Consider the following 17,228-nt stretch of genomic DNA (forward strand, 5'->3'; position numbering starts at 1 on the left):
CGTTCACATTCATAGAAGGGTAGACAATGATTTTGTCCAGTTTGTTTAAGTACTGGCGTGCCCAGCGTCGCGTGCTCAGCCTTAAGTCTTGGCTGGCTGTAATTTTGCGTTCGTCGCGGGTTTTATTGATTCCGAAGCAGACGCAGGAGTTGTTTCAGCTTGATAGCTATCGTAACTATGCATTGCGCTCAATTAAGCCGGAACCGTTTCACCATTTGTGTCGCCGCGATTATTTAATTGCTGGGCAAAGTATGCGACAGCGCAGCCAATGTGTGCTGGCTCATTATCAATTCGAGGATGCTTATTTCAACCCTGAGTATAAGCGTTCAGTCTATCTTGATCCTGTCGGTTTAATTCTGTGGAGTAAGACGGTTGGCGATACCAGTTTCGCTGTGCGCTTAGCGCTTGAGGTCAATGCCCCCTCCGAAGGGGACTTGCGCCTTACTTTTTTAGTTAACGACCAGAACTTGCATCGTATTAGTTTTAGCTGGGTAGATGGCAGTATTGTTGGGCTCCCGCCAGTACCTACAATCTTTATCGGCCGCAATCAGGGTCGTGCACGTGATGGGAGTAATCTGCACGAATTGTTCGAGGCGGCCTTTCCGCAGAACTCCGCCAGCTTCTTTTGCGTATATGCGTTGCAAGGGGTGGCGCAGGCTCTGGATTTAAAAAATGTATTGGGAGTAAAGGCCACCTCGCACATCGTATACGACGAGGCTGCAGCCATTCATTTTAGCAACGCCTATGACGCGTTCTGGACTGGCTTGGGGGGAGTCGAGTTGGAGCGTGGAGCGTACCAGTTGCCATTGCCGTTCTACTCTAAGCCGCTGTCCGAGGTGTCGCCTAAGCACCGTAAACGCTCAGCCAGTCGACGTGAAAACTGGCAGGAAATTAGTAATGCTACCGAGCGGGCGTTACGCGATTACCGGCTTACTGCATCGACAGAGCGTGATTCGTTACTGGAAGTCTGATGTTCGATAGACGATTACTGAAATCTGGCCAAGTAGTTATGGTTGGCACTAGCTTGGATGCCCCGGGGGGCATGACTGCTGTGGTTCGCCTTTACCAAGCTATGGGTCTATTTGAACGATGGCAAGTGCTCTATCTGAGCTCCTATGATACGCCGCGCATGTTGGCGCAGATGCGAGTAATGGGTGGGGCAGTTTTGACCTTCATTGGATTGCTTTTGCGCGGCCGCGTCAGTTTGCTGCATGTACATAGTGCCTCCCGTGGCAGTTTCTGGCGTAAGTCGCTGTTTTGCGCCCTGGCGCGTCTCTTTAGGGTACCGTACATATTCCATTTGCACAGTGGTGAGTTTCCAGTGTTCTATCGCGATGAGTGCGGTCCATTGGGACAGCGCTGGGTAAGTCTAACACTGTGCCGTGCAGCCCGAGTGGTGGCATTGACGAGTTCGTGGCGAGCGGCACTTGAACAGATTGCTCCTAGTGCACAAATCACAGTGCTGGGCAATCCAGTAGCGCTGGTTGGAACGTTGCCACCGGCACCGGCTGAACGTCGCCATGTGTTATTTCTGGGGCGGCTACGTGACAAAAAGGGAGTATACGATCTGGTACGTGCGATGCCAGTAGTCTTGGCGCAGGTTCCGCAGGCGCGATTCACATTAGCTGGCGACGGTGATTTGGCGGGAACTGCCGCTCTGGCTCGTGAGCTGGGCGTGGAAGCGGCGTTGCACTTACCCGGCTGGGTTGATGGGTCGGATAAGGATCAGTTGCTGGCGAGCGCTGACGTCCTCGTGTTGCCTTCATACTTTGAGGGTTTGCCGATTTGTGTATTGGAAGCGATGGCGCTAGGCATACCTGTTGTCTCGACCAATGTGGGAGGTATCCCCGAGGTTTTAGATCAAGGGCGTTGTGGCATTCTGCTTACGCCTGGTGACATACCATCTTTGAGCCAAGCTATTTTGCAATTATTGCAGGAACCTGCAAGAGGTGAACAGTTACGTCTCGCCGCCTTCGAGCGTGTTACTAAATTTTACTCGACTACGGCAGTACTGAAAGCTTTGGACGACTTATATGCGCCCTTTTTGTCATCAAGCGTATCGGGCCAGGAATTCTAAAGGTGCACAGGTAGCTGGGGCTGATGGCAGGTCGGTCAAGTGTTTGTATAATATTCAAGACAAGTAGTCTAACTTTCAGACGAAGAAGACGATTATGGCTACGTTGATTGTCGATTGAGACAGAGGCGATACCTCGCTGTAATCTGTTCAAATATAGGGGTGAGAATGATTGTGCTGCGGATTTATCGTTTGGCGAATTGGTGCTACCGGCACCGCATTCCTCTGTTACCGTTTGTGTTGAAAAGCTTTAACCGTATTATTTTTGCCGTGGTCCTACCGCCGTCCGCCTCTGTTGGGCGCAATGTGTTGTTTAGCTATGAGGGACTTGGGACCGTTATTCACCGCCGCGCGGTGATTGGGGATAATGCGATTATTGGCGCCGGTGTAACTTTGGGGGGGCGTTCAGGAAGTGAAGGCGTACCAGTTATCGGTGCCGGCGCGATTATTGGCAGTGGCGCTAAGGTAATTGGAGCTGTTCGGATTGGCGCCTATGCTTCGATAGGCGCTAACGCTGTCGTGCTATCCGATATACCGGATTTTGCCGTAGCAGTGGGAGTGCCCGCTAAAGTGGTGCGCATTAATCGGCCAGAGGAACTGCCCAATTATCGCGCATTTGAGCGGCAATAATTTAGGCATGCACAGGAGTCTAGGCAGCGTATTCGAAGTCTGAATAGATCATAGTGATTAGAGATTCAAGGTATTAATTATAGGTTGTGTAATGAGCAATTTGGCCGGATTTGCTTGCATATTAGAAGTGGTCAAGTATGCGCTAAATTTTTTGATGTGGTGTCGCAGTTATCTCGCACCTCATCCCTTTTAGGAGAGTGAAATGAGTGTAGTCGCAGTGATTGGCTTAGGCTATGTTGGCCTGCCGCTGGTGGTGGAGTTCGGCAAGCGTGCGCGCACCATCGGCTTCGACATTGCCACCGCCAAGGTTGATGCATGTCTGCGTGGCCAGGACCCATCGCGTGAGCTGACTGATGCCCAGATGGCAGAGGCCAAATTCGCCGAATATAGCAGTAACCCAGCTGTACTGGCGGAAGCCGATATCATCATTGTTGCTGTGCCAACTCCCGTTGATCACGCACATAATCCAGACTTCACACCGCTAATTGGCGCTAGCAATAGTGTTGGTGCTCATATGAAGCGCGGTGCCATCGTTGTCTACGAATCCACCGTGTACCCCGGTGCGACTGAGGAGGTCTGTATCCCAGTTCTGGAGCGTGCATCCGGCCTGCGTTGGAAGCAGGACTTCTATGTTGGTTATTCGCCTGAACGGATCAACCCAGGCGATCGCCAACACATGTTGACTAACGTTATTAAAGTTGTTTCGGGCGATACACCGCAGACGCTAGAAACTGTTGCTAAGTTGTATGAATCGATCGTTGAGCCAGGAGTGCATCGCTGCTCCAGCATCAAGGCAGCTGAAGCTTGTAAAGTTATCGAGAATACTCAACGCGACCTAAACATTGCGCTGATGAATGAGTTGGCCATCATCTTTGACAAAATTGGTATTGACACCTCGGAAGTATTGAAGGCGGCTGGTACTAAGTGGAATTTTTTAAAATTCACCCCAGGCTTGGTGGGCGGGCACTGTATTGGTGTCGATCCATACTACTTGACTCATAAGGCGGAGTCGCTCGGGTATCATCCTCAGGTCATATTGGCAGGGCGTCGTATTAACGATGGCATGGGCAAATTCATTGCAGAGCAGACTATTAAAAACATGATCGCCGCTGGTAGTTACATCAAGGGGGCGCGTGTTAACGTGTTGGGTCTGACTTTTAAGGAAGACTGTGCCGACCTGCGCAATTCAAAGGTGGGTGACGTTATCAACGAGCTAAAGACTTATGGTGTGGAAGTTTTCGTGCACGACCCGTATGCCGATGCTGACGAGGCAATGCACGAGTATGGTGTGCGCCTGTTTGGTTGGGATGAGTTACCCCGAGCTGACGCTATTGTTGCTGCCGTATCGCACCGCGAGCTGTTAGCGTTGCCTGCTGAGGACTTCCAGAAAAAAGCAGTTAAGGGCGGTGTGTTCATTGATGTTAAGGCTGCCTTTAATGCTGAAGAACTGACTAACGCTGGTCTCCGCGTATGGCGCCTGTAAGTGGGAGTTGATGTGAAAAAGAAAGTCTTGGCGGTTGCATCTGGGGGGGGGCATTGGGTGCAATTGTTGCGACTGCGGCCCGCATTTGAGGGGCAGGACGTTGCCTTCGTTACGGTTCAGCCAAGCTACGCCGAACAGGTGCCTGGCTGCCGTTTTTACGCAGTTCAGGATGCAACCCGCTGGAGCCGCTGGGATCTTTTGAAGATGGTTGCACAGGTTAGCTGGATCGTGGTGCGTGAACGACCCGATGTGGTAATAACTACTGGTGCCGCACCTGGCGTAGTAGCGTTGCGTGTCGGTAAGTGGCTAGGGGCGCGTACTGTGTGGCTCGACAGTATCGCTAATGTTGAGCATATGTCGATGTCAGGCGAGCGTGTGCGGCCGTTCGCCGATCTGTGGTTAACTCAGTGGCCTCACCTAGCTGATGGCGCGCCGCCAGCGGTGCCAGAATACCATGGGAGTGTGTTGTGATTTTTGTGACCGTTGGTTCCCAAATGGCGTTTGACCGACTAATACGGGCGGTCGATCGATGGGCTGGCACGACACCTGGTGTGCCGCACGTTCTGGCGCAGATCGGCCCAAGTACGTTGGTGCCTACTCACGTCGAGTCGCGACAGGCGTTGTCGCCAGCCGAATTCAATGCCGCGGTCGCACGCGCTGACGTGATCGTGGCACATGCGGGTATGGGATCGGTGCTGACAGCTATGGAATTGGGTAAGCCACTGGTGCTTATGCCCCGCCGTGGCGACTTGCAGGAAACTCGTAATGACCACCAGGTCGCAACTGCGAAATGGCTATCCAAGCGCGCGGGTATTTATGTCGCAATGGATGAGCACGATCTGCCCACTGCGCTAGCTGATGCATTGGCAAGTGCGCAGGGTACTGCCACGATCGCGCCTTATGCAACGCCCCAACTTCTGGATGCACTGCGCCAATTTATCGGCGCGGCCTAAGCCGTTCCCGGCCAGTTCGGGGGGGGATTGTCCGCGCCATTAAGGGAGAACAATATGAAGGTTTTGGTCACCGGTGGGCTTGGTTATATAGGCTCGCATACCTGTGTTGAATTAATGGCAGCAGGTCATGAGGTGTTAGCTCTGGATAACCTGTCTAATGCTCGGGCCAGTGTGGCAGATCGGGTTGGGCGAATTTCCGGTCGCCCCCTGCCATTTGTGCAAGCAGATGTGCGTGATCGTACCGTACTACGTAGTGTGTTTCGTGACCACGCGATTGATAGCGTAATCCATTTCGCTGGTCTAAAGGCAGTTGGCGAGTCGGTCGAGCAGCCACTACGCTACTATGACCATAATGTTTGCGGCAGTCTGGTACTTTTTGAGACAATGGCTGAGGCTGGAGTGAAATCTTTAGTGTTTAGCTCTTCGGCCACAGTGTACGGTGATCCCGCCTCAGTACCGATCTTCGAGCACTTCCCGTTGTCCGCCACGAACCCGTACGGTCGTAGCAAATTGATGATTGAAGAGCTGCTGCGCGATCTATATCGGTCCGATCCGTCATGGCATATTGCATTGCTGCGATATTTCAATCCTGTGGGTGCCCACGAGAGCGGCTTGATCGGCGAGGAGCCGAATGGCGTGCCCAATAACCTTTTACCTTATGTGGCCCAGGTGGCCCATGGTTTGCGCGAGCAGTTGGCTGTGTACGGGAATGACTACCCAACCCCCGACGGTACCGGTTTGCGTGATTATATCCATGTGGTCGACTTGGCGCTTGGCCATCTGAAGACACTGACCAAGTTGGGCGCTGGTTCGGGACTGCACACATATAACCTAGGCACTGGACGGGGTAACAGTGTGCTAGAGATGGTGCGTGCTTTTGAGGCAGCGAGTGGGCGTCCAGTGCCGTATCGATTTGCTCCGCGGCGACCTGGTGATATCGCTGCCTGTTATGCTGATGCTAGTCTAGCTGAGCGCGAACTCGGCTGGAAGGCTGAGCGCGATTTAGCACAAATGTGTGCTGACGCGTGGCGCTGGCAAACTACTCCGACTGACTAAAGGGCGCTCATGAAAGCGATGATACTGGCCGCTGGTAAAGGTACAAGGGTGCGGCCCTTGACCTACGACCTTCCGAAACCAATGATTCCAATTCTTGGTAAGCCAGTGATGGCTTATTTGATCGAGCATCTGCACAAATATGGTGTGACGGAGATCATGGTCAATGTCAGTTATTTGCACGAGAAAATCGAAGAATATTTTGGTGAAGGGCATCAATTCGATGTTCAAATTGGTTATTCATTCGAGGGCTACACAACTGATGACGGTGAAGTAGTCCCGCAGCCTCTGGGTTCTGCGGGTGGGATGAAGAAAATTCAAGAATTTGGTGGTTTCTTTGATGACACTACTATTGTGTTGTGCGGTGATGCCTTAATTGATTTGGATATTAAGTCCGCACTGTTCGAGCATCGGCGTAAAGGAGCCCTGGCTTCTGTGATCACCAAGGAGGTGCCGTGGGATAAAGTTTCCAGCTACGGCGTAGTGGTGACCGATGGCGACGGTCGTATTACCGAGTTTCAGGAAAAACCTAGCCAGCAAGATGCTAAATCGAATTTCGTCAGCACCGGTATATATATTTTTGAGCCTGAGGTGATTGACCTGATCCCTTCAGGGCAGGTGTTTGATATTGGTTCCGAATTATTCCCCCTGTTGGCTGAAAAAGGCCTGCCGTTCTACGCTCAGACCCGTAACTACAACTGGATTGACATTGGTAGCGTTTCAGATTATTGGGAAACATGTCAGAGCGTGCTGATGGGCGAGGTGGCGAATTTGCACATGCCCGGGATTCAAATTAATGATGGCCTGTGGGTGGGGCTCAATACCAGTATCGACTGGGAGGGCACGCGTATCGAAGGTCCTGTCTATATCGGTTCCGGCACTCGTATCGAAGCTGGCGTGCGTATCGTAGGTCCGACATGGATAGGCCACGGCAGCCACATTTGTGCCGGTGCAGAATTAGTGCGTAGTGTTCTGTTTGAATATACTAGGGTGTTACCGAATGTTTCTTTAAACGAGATGATCGTGTTTAAGGATTATAGTGTCGACCGCTGTGGCGAGATGAAACACGTATCCGAAACTGATCCTGATTCCTGGGCCAATGCGCGCGACCGCCGCAGCAAGAGGCGCACAGCACAAGATACAGTTTTAACCAAGAAGAGAATTAGTGCATGAAAATTTACCCGGTGATCCTTTCCGGTGGTTCCGGTACCCGTTTATGGCCGCTTTCGCGCGCGGTGCTACCTAAACAGTTACTGCCACTGGTTTCTGATCGCACTATGCTGCAGGAGACTGCTTTGCGCTTACATGAGCGTCCACAGATGCAGGCTCCACTAGTGGTATGTGGCAACGATCACCGTTTTCTGGTGGCTGAACAGTTGCGCGAAATTGGTATCGATCCGCTAGGTATTTTGCTAGAGCCTGTCGGGCGCAATACGGCCCCTGCGGTCGCCGCCGCAGCGCATTATCTGCGTGTCATCGACCCGCATGCGGTAATGTTGGTGCTCCCTGCGGACCATGTGATTGAAAATATAGAGGCGTTTTATGACGCCATTCAATTCGCTTCAGCGATGGCGGAACAGGGCGCATTGGCTACGTTCGGTATTGTGCCGACGGGGCCTGAGACTGGGTATGGTTATATCCGTAGCGGCGTTGCAGCAGCGGCGCCGCGTTGTTACGCGGTTGATAGTTTCGTCGAAAAGCCTGACCGCGCTAAGGCGCAGAGCTTCGTGGAGGCAGGCAACTACTACTGGAACAGCGGTATGTTCCTGTTCCGCGCCGATGTTTATCTGACAGAGTTGCAGCAATTTGCACCTGCTATTTTTGATGCTACGGCTGCCGCCGTAAGTAAAGATTACCGCGATCTTGACTTCTGCCGTCTGGACGAGGCCTCATTCACGGCCTGCCCGTCCGATTCGATCGACTACGCCGTGATGGAACATACCAAGCACGCGATCGTGGTCCCGGCCGATATCGGCTGGAGCGATGTAGGGTCATGGTCAGCACTGTGGGAAGTGCAGCAGCAGGATGCGCAAGGTAACGCCACCCGCGGTGATGTTTATCTGGACGCTGTGAGCGGTTCGCTCGTGCGTGCCGAGAGCCGTATTGTGGCGGTGATCGGTGTGAAAGATCTGGTGGTTGTCGAGACAAACGATGCCGTATTGGTAGCGCACAAGGATCAGGTGCAGCGTGTGAAAAACGTGGTGGATCACCTGAAAACTAAGCAGCGTACTGAGCACCTGCATCACACTAAAGTTTATCGCCCGTGGGGCTGTTACGAGGGAATCGATATCGGTGAGCGTTTCCAAGTCAAGCGGATTACAGTTAATCCGGGCGGTAAGTTATCGCTGCAAATGCATCATCACCGCGCCGAGCATTGGATAGTAGTGAGTGGTACGGCAAGTGTTACGTGTGGCGATAAAGTTACGCTGTTGACGGAAAACGAATCGACTTATATCCCTATAGGTATGACGCACCGCCTAGAAAATCCAGGTAAGCTACCGCTACATCTGATTGAAGTGCAGTCCGGTAGTTACTTGGGGGAGGACGATATCGTGCGCTTTGAGGATGTTTATCAGCGTGCCTAAGCTCTTGCGCTATCGCTATAATGAAAACGGGAGCCACGGCTTCCGTTTTTTTATTTGAAAGTTGAATCTCTTGCGCCACTTTACTCTGTTCCTTGCTACGACGTTGCTACTGACATCTGCACGTGCTCAGTTTGTGTCACCACGCGGGCTGATTGCTACGCAAATGGCGGTAGTGATCAATGATGCTGAGCCCAACAGCGTCGAGATCGGTGAATACTATCGCAAGGCACGTGGTATTCCGGCCGCAAACATCGTACACGTGCAGATACCGCATAGCCCCCGTAGGCTGGAAGCGGAAGAGTTTGAGGTGCTTAAAGAGAAGATCGACGCGAAACTTGCGCCGGAAATCCAGGCCGTATTAATGCTCTGGACGGCACCCTATGCAGTCGAATGCAATTCCATCACGGCAGCTTACACGCTAGGGCTGGATGCTGGCCTTTGTGCCAAACCCTGCGGTCCGGCCAAACCCAGTGCCTACTACAATTCGCCTAGTACTCGGCCGTACACCGAGTTGAAAATGCGTCTTTCGATGTTGCTCCCGACTGATAATGTGGAGTCTGCCAAAGCGCTGATAGACCGCGGTGTCGCCAGCGGTTTTTCAGTACCACAGGCCAGCGCCTATTTCCTGCAGACCAGCGACGCCGCGCGCAGTAGTCGCGCCCGTTTCTTCCCCCGTTCCATGGTGCTGCCGCAGCAGAAGCTGACCATCAAGACCCTGCAGGCCGATAGCATCGAACAGGTGAGCGACATCATGCTGTATCACACAGGGCTGAGCAGCGTCCCCAAGCTTAATACGCTCAAATTTTTGCCCGGTGCGCTGGCCGATCATCTCACGTCATATGGCGGTGATCTGCTGGGCGAGCGCCAGATGAGCAGCCTGCGCTGGCTAGAGGCGGGCGCTACGGCCAGCTACGGCACCGTAACGGAACCCTGCAATCACTGGCAGAAATTTCCCAACTCCACGGTATTGCTGAGCCAGTACTTGCGTGGTGCCAGCGCCATCGAAGCCTACTGGAAAAGTGTTGCCTGGCCGGCACAGGGTGTCTTTATCGGTGAGCCCTTAGCGGCCCCGTATCGCCACTAAATCCCTCTGTAGGGAACTTGATTGACGGCGTTTAGTCCGAATGGACTAACGCGCTGTCATCAAGGCGTCAATCGTGCAGATTAATATGCAAAATGTCATGTTTCAGTACATTTTGTTAACTCTGCATTTTCGACACACTCTCTCGGGATCCCACATGAAAAAAACTTCCTATCTGTCGCGCGTCGCTGCGCAGTCACAGCCTATGCGCCTTACGGCCATGGCTGCGGCGCTGCTGGGCGCGCTCTCGGCGCCAGCCTTTGCCGTTACCGTTGCCAATACCGATGTAGGCGGCAAAGTGGTGATCAGCCAGGTGTACGGTGGCGGTGGCAATAACGGCGCCACTTATAAGAATGATTTCATAGAACTGTTCAATCGCAGTGATGTACCAGTCAACATCAGTGGCTGGAGCGTGCAGTACGCTTCGACATCGGGTACCAGCTGGCAGAAGACCGCCATTCCTGCCAATGTGACTCTGCAGCCGGGGCAGTATTATCTGGTGCAGGAAAGTGCTGGCACTGGCGGTTCGGTTGCGCTGCCGTCTCCAGATGCGATAGGCACTCTTGCTATGAATGGTAGTACCGGCAAAGTAGCGCTGGTTAATGATGGCATCCTGCTGACCGGCGGGGCGCCGACTAATGCCAGCATTGTAGATGTGGTCGGTTTTGGCGGTGCCAATTTCTTTGAAGGCAGCGGTGGCACGCCGGCATTGACGAATAGCACTGCAGCGCTGCGTGCTGCTGACGGCTGCACGGACACCAATAGCAACAGCAGCGACTTCACCACCGGGGCACCTGTACCACGCAATACCAGCTCGCCTCTGCATGCTTGCTCCGTACCGGCGGCGCCACCTATCGTTACCACTTGCCCCGCCAGCCTGGCGCTGAGCGTGGGTGTGGGCGGCAGCGCTCTGCTGACCGCTACCGATGTTGATGGCATCGTCAACAATGCCGTGATCACCTCGACTGGCGTGGCTGGCATCAGCCTGAACGATTTCGTCGCTGCTTCGGGCATCGGCGCCAACGCCAGCGTTACCTTGAACGTCAGCTCTGGCGTTGCGGCAAACTCCTATCCTGTGACGATCCGTTTCGATAACGATCAGGCGCAACAGACTAGCTGTACCGTCAACGTTACCGTCGCGGCACCACCTGCCATCACCCATACCATCCCACAGATTCAGAGTTCGGCCAAAGCCAGCCCTTATGTCGGTACGGTGCAGACCACCGAAGGTGTGGTCACTGCCAAAGTAGGTAGCGGCTTCTTCATTCAGGATGCCACCGGTGATGGTGATCCAACCACTTCGGATGGCGTCTTCGTCTACACCACCACAGCCAATACCAACACCGTCAATGTGGGTGATCTGGTACGCCTGACCGGCACGGTGAGCGAATACACCCCGACCGATGCAACCCGCTCGTACACCGAGCTGACCAGCATCACCACGCTGGTACGGATGGGCAAAGACCGTGTGATTACCCCGACCAATATCCAGCTGCCGCACGATGATTTGGGCCAGGTGGAAGGCATGCTGGTCCGCTTTACCAATGCGCTGACTGTGTCGCAACTGGAATTCCTGGGCGATCGTGGCGAAGCCACGCTGTCGTCGGGCCGTCTGGAACTGCCAACCAACCGCTACCGTCCGGGCACGCCGGAGGCGCTGGCCATGGCCGCTGCCAATGCCAAGAACCAGATCATTCTGGATGATGGCATCTTCGTCGCGCCGAGCGTGATTCCGTATCTGGGCGCCGATGGTTCGCTGCGTTCGGGCTTTACCGTCAGCAATCTGACCGGTGTGGTGGACTTCGGAGCCAAGGGCGGTGGTGGTGCCGGCTTCAAACTGCAGCCTACCGTGGCTCCCGTATTCTCGGCCGACAATCCACGTGCTGAAGCACCAGCTCTGGTGGCCGGCAACGTCAAGGTAGCCAGTGCCAACGTGCTCAACTACTTCACCACGTTCACCGATGGTAGCGATGATCTGGGCAATACCGGCCAGGGTTGCACGATTGGCAGCACGACCAACAAGGGTAACTGCCGCGGCGCCGATAATCTGAATGAATTCAAGCGCCAGACTGCCAAGATCGTCGGCGAGCTGAAAGCCATCAATGCGGACGTGTTCGGCCTGATGGAAATCCAGAATAAGGGCGAGTACACGGTCACCAAACTGGTGGATGCGCTGAACGAAGCGATTTCCCCCGGCACCGGTCTGAAGACGTATGCTGTCGTACCTAAGCCAGCCAGCACCGGTACCGACGCTATTCGCGTTGCCATGATCTACAAACCGGCTGCGCTGAAGCTGGTGGGTGGCGCGCTGTCTGATGCCGATAGCGTCAACAACCGCCCACCGATGGCGCAAACTTTCCTGGCGCCGAATGGCGCCAAGTTCTCGGTGGTGGTGAATCACCTGAAATCCAAAGGCTGCGGTAGCATTACCGGCGCTGATAGCGATCAGGGTGATGGTCAGAGCTGCTACAACGCTACCCGTATTAAACAGGCACAGCGCCTGGTGAATACCTTTGTGCCGCAAGTGACGGCTGCCGCTGGCGACAACCGCGTGCTGCTGATTGGTGACTTCAACGCCTACGGCTTCGAAGATCCGATCGCCGCCATCACGGCTTCCGGCTTCGTCAATCAGCTGGAGCGCTTCGTACGTGGCAGCGGCGCCTTGCCTTACTCGTATGTGTACGGCGGCGAGTCCGGCTATCTGGACCATGCACTGGCTAGCCCGGCATTGAATGCGCAAGTGGTCGATGCGGCCGAATGGCATAACAACGCCGACGAACCGCCAGTGGTCGATTACAACACCGATGGCAAACCGCAGGATAAATACACCGACGCACCTTACCGTGCTTCGGACCACGATCCGGTGGTGATCAGCCTGAATCTGGCAGCGCCTTACACCGATGTCAGCAGCAGCGTCCGTGCGGTGGCTTCCGGTCTGGTGCTGAACCGTTCCACCGGTAAATGGAGCGGCAGCCTGACCCTGACCAATACCTCGGCTGTGGCGCTGCAAGGCCCGCTGCAGGTGGAGCTGAGCGGTCTGGTGGCCGGCGCTACGCTGGTCAATGCTAGCGGCAGCCATAACGGTGCACCATACATCACCCTGAACAGCAATCTGGCCCCCGGTGCCAGCGTGGTGGTGCCTACCAGCTTCAGCAAAACTGGTGGCGGCACCGTGAGCTACTCGGCGGTTAAAGTTTATAGCGGTACTTTCTAAGGAATCGGAATATGTTCAATCTCACTACACTGCGTCGCAGCCTGCTGGCTATTGCTCTGGGCGCTTGCACGACGCTGGCTTCGGCCGCCGGCACCTTCCACGTCGAACTGAATACCCAGAATCTGGGCAGCACTGGCTGGATCGATATCCAGCTGGGTTCTGCACCGATGCAGGCATCGACGGCCTGGGCCGATCTGAGCCACTTCAGTGGCTTCATCGACCCTGCCAGTGCCCAACTGAGCGATGTAACGGGCAGTCTGGCCACCGGCTACCGGCTCGATACCACGAACGCTGGCTGGAGCGATCTGTTCCATCAGGTGAACTATGCTGGCGGCAAAATCTCCTTCGATCTGACCATCGATGGCGCGATCGGTAGCAACTACTCGAGCTTTAGCGTTTCGCTCTACGATGCCAACCAGCAGCTACTGTCCGGCACGGCCGGGGCTGATGGCTTTAGCGTGCTGCGTCTGGATTTCGCACCACCGGCCAGTGCGGGCGAGAGTGGCAGTCTGCTGGTCAATGGTTACGATGCCAGTCTGGTGCAGATCACCGCGGTGCCCGAGCCTAGCAGCTGGATGATGCTGGGCGCCGGCGTGGCCTTGCTGGGTCTGGCACGTCGCCGTCAGCTGCAAGCCTGAGCCTAGTCTGAGTCGAAAAAACGACAGCCCGCGTTGCGGTGCTGTCGTTTTTTTGTTTGTAGGAGAGGACTTTTGTTGGTGTCACACTGACTAAAACACTGATAGTTACGGGATATATATCGAAAACATCTAAATTTTGAAAATAAATCATATTAGTAAAGCTATGTTGCATATTGCATAGTGTTTTCTTTACACGGATTTGCCATGCGACCCGCCCATATCCTTGTCATTGAAAACCAGCCCGCCACGCTTGAGCTGATCGCCCTCAATCTTGGCATGGCGGGGCATACGGTGAGCCGAGCGCATGCTGCCGAAACGGCACTGCTGATGCTGGAAGATAGCCTGCCGGATCTGTTATTGCTGGACTGGGATCTGCCGGGGCAGTCCGGCCTGTCGCTGATCCGCCGGTTGCGCGCCAGCGCACGCACGCGGGCGCTCCCCGTCATGATGGTCACCGCCCGCTGCAGCGAACCGGACAAGATCATGGCGCTGGAAAGCGGTGCCGACGATTACATGACCAAGCCTTTCAGCCCGCGCGAGATGGTGGCGCGCGTCCATGCGCTTCTGCGCCGCTGGTCGCTCCTGCAGCCACAGCCGCAGCATGATGGCATCGGGATACGGCTTGATCCGCATACGCTGCGCGTCACGGCAGGCAGCCAGCAACTGGCCATCGGCGGCATGGAACTCAAACTGCTGAACTTCTTCATCAACCATCCGGAACGTGTGCATAGCCGCGCCCAGTTGCTTGATCAGGTCTGGGGCAGCGCTGTCTACGTGGCCGAGCGTACGGTCGATACCCATGTCGGGCGCTTGCGCACGGCACTCCAGCCCAGTGGACGACAGGATTGCATCGAGACCGTGCGCGGCAGCGGATACCGCTATGTCGAACGCGCAGGCGCATTGATGGCTGCTTCCGCATGAGTCGCGACGCGCTGGTCATACTTAGCAAGCTGGAGCAGGAATACCTGCTGCATGCCATCGAGGCGGCGCTGCCCGTACAGGAGCGGCGCCAGTTTTTCCTGTGGTCGCAAGGGCCGCTGCAAGCCTTGCTGCCGCATCAGTTAATGGTCTGCCTGCAGTTCGGTCCGGACGATGTGCTGCAGCATATTGAAACCCTGCATTCGGTGGTGCTCGATAGCGCGTTGCTGCAGCGCGTGTGTGACCCGCAGGATGGTCTGGCGCTCCGGCTGGCGCGCGCCTGCCGCGCGGCGCAACTGTTGCCGGCGTGGCTAGATGCGAGTGGCAGCGCGGGCGCTGGCACTGCTCCGCTGGCTGCCTACTTAGGCGAGTTGCGCGATCTGGGGCTGGATAATTTCATGGTGCATGGCAATGGCCGCACGGGCGGGCAGGATACCGTGTTCCTGCTGTTCAATCTGCCGCAGCGTCCCGGTAACCGGCTGGGCTATTTCTTCAGCCTGCTGCTGCCTACCTTGCATCTGACCCTGCTGCGCCTGAATCAGTGGCAGGCCCGCGCCGGTACGCTGGCCCGTCCGGTCAGCGGGCGCGAACGGGAGATCCTGTACTGGGTACGTGAAGGCAAGAGCAATGAGGAAATCGGCCTGATACTGGGCATCAGTGGCCTGACGGTGAAAAACCATCTGCAGCGCCTGTATCGTCTACTAGGAGTTTCAAACCGCACTCACGCAATTGCACGCGGCATGGCGCTGCAATTATTCGAGCAGCCACCGGTGCCGCTGGCGCGTGTTGCCTGAAGCGTAGCAATCTTGCGCCAGAGCCGTATGTACAGCAATAAAAGATTGTCGACTATACAAAGCCCGTGGTAGCCTCTTGTCTCTTACAAGCAAGTGCGCCGGTTGAAGGAGTTGTTCGGATGGAAGTCGCTAAGAGTCACGGTCAAGCTGGTGCCCACAAGGCAGGCGGTTTTACCTTGCTGGAATTGCTGGTCGTAATCGTGATCATCGGTTTGCTGGCAGCCTATGTGGGCCCGAAGTATTTTTCCCAGTTAGGCAAGTCGGAAGTGACGATCGCCAAAGCCCAGATCGAAGCGTTTGAGAAATCGCTCGATACCTACCGCCTCGATGTGGGGCGCTATCCGAGCACGGAAGAGGGCCTCGCTGCGTTGCTGGTGGCTCCCGCCACGGCTGGCGCCAAATGGAATGGCCCTTACCTGAAAAAAGGTGTGCCGCCGGATCCATGGGGTCACGCCTATCAGTACAAAGCCCCCGGCAGCAAAGGCGAATTCGAGATCACCTCGCTGGGTCGTGATGGCCAGCCCGGTGGTAGCGGCGAGGATGCCGACATCAGTTCCCAGTAAGCGCAGCCTAGTCTAGCCGGAAAGCTGTCTCCCCATGCAGTTCGAAGTCCGTACCCTGTCGGCCGAAATGGTGATCGGCCAGATGCTGGTCGACGCCCGCGATGAAGCCGATGCGCGCCGTCAGGTGGAGGCGCGCGGTCTGTACGTGAGCGCGATTACGCCGCAGCGCAGTCGTGCTGGGGGCAAGCGGGGCGGGCTATCGCTGGTGCTGTTCAGTCAGGAGTTGCTGGCCTTGCTGACGGCCGGTCTGGGCATCGTCGAAGGGCTGGAAGCGCTGCTGGAAAAAGAAGCCAGCCCCGCCACCCGCAACGTGCTGGAACGCCTGCTGGGCGGCCTGCGCGAAGGTCAGCGTTTTTCCGCCGTGCTGGCCGAACAGCCGGAACTGTTTCCCCCGCTGTACGTGGGCATCGTGCGTGCTGCCGAAGGCACTTCCGATCTGCCGCGCGCGCTGGCGCGCTTCATCGATTACCAGCAGCGCATAGATCTGGTACGGGGCAAGCTGGTCTCTGCCGCCATCTATCCCTGCATTCTGCTGCTGGTGGGCGGTGGCGTCAGCCTGTTCCTGATCGCCTATGTGGTGCCGCGCTTTGCCGAAGTCTATCAGGGCGCTGGCCGCAATCTGCCGTGGCTGTCGCAACAGATGCTGAACTGGGGCCAGTTCGCGGCCCAGCATACCAGCCTGCTGCTGGCGGGGCTGGCTGCGCTGCTGGCGGCGGCTGTGCTGGGCGTGCGCCATCTGCTGCGCAGTGGGGGCGTGATGCGCTTGCTGGCGCGCCTGCCCGGTGTGGGGGAGCGTGCCCACATCTACGAGCTGTCGCGCCTGTACCTGACGCTGGGCATGCTGAGCGAAGGCGGCATCACCATCGTGCATGCGATCGAGACGGTGCAGGGCATGGTTTCGCCGGCGCTGCGCCTGCATCTGCAGGCGGCGCGCAGCGCCATCGAAGCGGGCTTGCCGCTATCGACTGCATTCGAGGCCAATCACCTGACTACGCCGATTTCGCTGCGCATGCTGCGGGTCGGTGAGCGCACCGGCGATATGGGGCCTATGCTGACCCAGTCAGCGGCGTTTTACGACGGTGAAATCAGCCGCTGGATAGACCGCTTTACCCGAACTTTCGAACCCCTGCTGATGGCCGCCATCGGTCTGGTGGTGGGGGCCATTGTGGTGTTGCTGTATATGCCGATTTTTGATCTGGCCGGAGATATGTCATGACGCTGGGTCTCGCCACAGCAGGCCAG

The 17,228-nt window shown here is 55.9% G+C and carries 15 protein-coding genes; all 15 read left to right on the forward strand.

The features are described from left to right. Positions 1 to 26 precede the first annotated feature (26 nt). The 15 genes from ABNT42_RS20155 (at position 27) to ABNT42_RS20225 (ending at position 17,202) form a co-directional block, all read left to right on the forward strand. Entirely contained in the window at positions 27 to 971 is a 945-nt protein-coding gene (locus ABNT42_RS20155; protein ID WP_348699999.1) for a DUF535 family protein, read from the forward strand. After that, positions 971 to 2,077 (forward strand): glycosyltransferase family 4 protein, encoded by a 1,107-nt coding sequence (locus ABNT42_RS20160; protein WP_348700001.1) that lies wholly within the window; start codon positions 971 to 973, stop codon positions 2,075 to 2,077. The genes ABNT42_RS20155 and ABNT42_RS20160 overlap by 1 nt, the downstream gene beginning before the upstream one ends. 165 nt (positions 2,078 to 2,242) lie before the next feature. Beyond that, the gene (locus ABNT42_RS20165; protein ID WP_348700003.1) at positions 2,243 to 2,704 is read left to right on the forward strand and encodes a serine acetyltransferase; all 462 of its coding nucleotides are present in this window, start codon (positions 2,243 to 2,245) and stop codon (positions 2,702 to 2,704) included. 202 nt (positions 2,705 to 2,906) lie between these two features. Then, entirely contained in the window at positions 2,907 to 4,187 is a 1,281-nt protein-coding gene (locus ABNT42_RS20170) for a nucleotide sugar dehydrogenase (protein ID WP_348700005.1), read from the forward strand. A gap of 467 nt (positions 4,188 to 4,654) precedes the next feature. Further along, entirely contained in the window at positions 4,655 to 5,140 is a 486-nt protein-coding gene (locus ABNT42_RS20175; protein WP_348700007.1) for a glycosyltransferase, read from the forward strand. Positions 5,141 to 5,194: 54 nt separating this feature from the next. Then, positions 5,195 to 6,196, forward strand: a complete 1,002-nt coding sequence (gene galE / locus ABNT42_RS20180) for a UDP-glucose 4-epimerase GalE (RefSeq protein ID WP_348700009.1) — start codon at positions 5,195 to 5,197, stop codon at positions 6,194 to 6,196. 9 nt (positions 6,197 to 6,205) lie between these two features. Then, entirely contained in the window at positions 6,206 to 7,366 is a 1,161-nt protein-coding gene (locus tag ABNT42_RS20185) for an NDP-sugar synthase (RefSeq protein ID WP_348700010.1), read from the forward strand. Further along, positions 7,363 to 8,778, forward strand: a complete 1,416-nt coding sequence (locus ABNT42_RS20190; RefSeq protein WP_348700013.1) for a mannose-1-phosphate guanylyltransferase/mannose-6-phosphate isomerase — start codon at positions 7,363 to 7,365, stop codon at positions 8,776 to 8,778. Before ABNT42_RS20185 ends, ABNT42_RS20190 begins: the two co-directional genes overlap by 4 nt. 163 nt (positions 8,779 to 8,941) lie before the next feature. After that, on the forward strand, positions 8,942 to 9,862 hold the full coding sequence (locus ABNT42_RS20195; RefSeq protein ID WP_348700017.1) for a TIGR03790 family protein: 921 nt from the start codon (positions 8,942 to 8,944) through the stop codon (positions 9,860 to 9,862). Between the two features lie 154 nt (positions 9,863 to 10,016). Next, positions 10,017 to 13,073, forward strand: coding sequence for an ExeM/NucH family extracellular endonuclease (locus ABNT42_RS20200; protein ID WP_348700019.1), 3,057 nt, complete (start codon positions 10,017 to 10,019; stop codon positions 13,071 to 13,073). 11 nt (positions 13,074 to 13,084) lie between these two features. Continuing rightward, positions 13,085 to 13,711 (forward strand): NF038129 family PEP-CTERM protein, encoded by a 627-nt coding sequence (locus tag ABNT42_RS20205; RefSeq protein ID WP_348700021.1) that lies wholly within the window; start codon positions 13,085 to 13,087, stop codon positions 13,709 to 13,711. Between the two features lie 204 nt (positions 13,712 to 13,915). Then, positions 13,916 to 14,632: a response regulator gene (locus ABNT42_RS20210; protein ID WP_348700023.1), complete on the forward strand. Its 717-nt coding sequence runs from the start codon at positions 13,916 to 13,918 to the stop codon at positions 14,630 to 14,632. Next, complete coding sequence (locus ABNT42_RS20215) at positions 14,629 to 15,423, forward strand: LuxR C-terminal-related transcriptional regulator (RefSeq protein WP_348700025.1); 795 nt, start codon at positions 14,629 to 14,631, stop codon at positions 15,421 to 15,423. The genes ABNT42_RS20210 and ABNT42_RS20215 overlap by 4 nt, the downstream gene beginning before the upstream one ends. Before the next feature lie 119 nt (positions 15,424 to 15,542). After that, positions 15,543 to 15,986 carry a type II secretion system major pseudopilin GspG gene (gene gspG, locus ABNT42_RS20220; protein ID WP_348700027.1) on the forward strand — a complete coding sequence of 148 codons (444 nt, stop codon included), beginning with the start codon at positions 15,543 to 15,545 and terminating at the stop codon, positions 15,984 to 15,986. A 34-nt stretch (positions 15,987 to 16,020) separates the two neighbouring features. Beyond that, positions 16,021 to 17,202, forward strand: coding sequence for a type II secretion system F family protein (locus tag ABNT42_RS20225; RefSeq protein WP_348700029.1), 1,182 nt, complete (start codon positions 16,021 to 16,023; stop codon positions 17,200 to 17,202). The last annotated feature ends 26 nt before the right edge of the window (positions 17,203 to 17,228 follow it).

The sequence above is a fragment of the Duganella fentianensis genome (genome assembly GCF_964031615.1).
In the GTDB taxonomy this organism is placed as follows: Bacteria; Pseudomonadota; Gammaproteobacteria; order Burkholderiales; family Burkholderiaceae_D; genus Rugamonas; species Rugamonas fentianensis_A.

Bases quoted from the DNA above. Each gene is read 5' to 3' on its own strand.
- ABNT42_RS20155 (WP_348699999.1), top strand. From the start codon at position 27: ATGATTTTGTCCAGTTTGTTTAAGTACTGGCGTGCCCAGCGTCGCGTG.
- ABNT42_RS20160 (WP_348700001.1), top strand. From the start codon at position 971: ATGTTCGATAGACGATTACTGAAATCTGGCCAAGTAGTTATGGTTGGC.
- ABNT42_RS20165 (WP_348700003.1), top strand. From the start codon at position 2,243: ATGATTGTGCTGCGGATTTATCGTTTGGCGAATTGGTGCTACCGGCAC.
- ABNT42_RS20170 (WP_348700005.1), top strand. From the start codon at position 2,907: ATGAGTGTAGTCGCAGTGATTGGCTTAGGCTATGTTGGCCTGCCGCTG.
- galE (WP_348700009.1), top strand. From the start codon at position 5,195: ATGAAGGTTTTGGTCACCGGTGGGCTTGGTTATATAGGCTCGCATACC.
- ABNT42_RS20185 (WP_348700010.1), top strand. From the start codon at position 6,206: ATGAAAGCGATGATACTGGCCGCTGGTAAAGGTACAAGGGTGCGGCCC.
- ABNT42_RS20190 (WP_348700013.1), top strand. From the start codon at position 7,363: ATGAAAATTTACCCGGTGATCCTTTCCGGTGGTTCCGGTACCCGTTTA.
- ABNT42_RS20195 (WP_348700017.1), top strand. From the start codon at position 8,942: ATGGCGGTAGTGATCAATGATGCTGAGCCCAACAGCGTCGAGATCGGT.
- ABNT42_RS20200 (WP_348700019.1), top strand. From the start codon at position 10,017: ATGAAAAAAACTTCCTATCTGTCGCGCGTCGCTGCGCAGTCACAGCCT.
- ABNT42_RS20205 (WP_348700021.1), top strand. From the start codon at position 13,085: ATGTTCAATCTCACTACACTGCGTCGCAGCCTGCTGGCTATTGCTCTG.
- ABNT42_RS20210 (WP_348700023.1), top strand. From the start codon at position 13,916: ATGCGACCCGCCCATATCCTTGTCATTGAAAACCAGCCCGCCACGCTT.
- ABNT42_RS20215 (WP_348700025.1), top strand. From the start codon at position 14,629: ATGAGTCGCGACGCGCTGGTCATACTTAGCAAGCTGGAGCAGGAATAC.
- gspG (WP_348700027.1), top strand. From the start codon at position 15,543: ATGGAAGTCGCTAAGAGTCACGGTCAAGCTGGTGCCCACAAGGCAGGC.
- ABNT42_RS20225 (WP_348700029.1), top strand. From the start codon at position 16,021: ATGCAGTTCGAAGTCCGTACCCTGTCGGCCGAAATGGTGATCGGCCAG.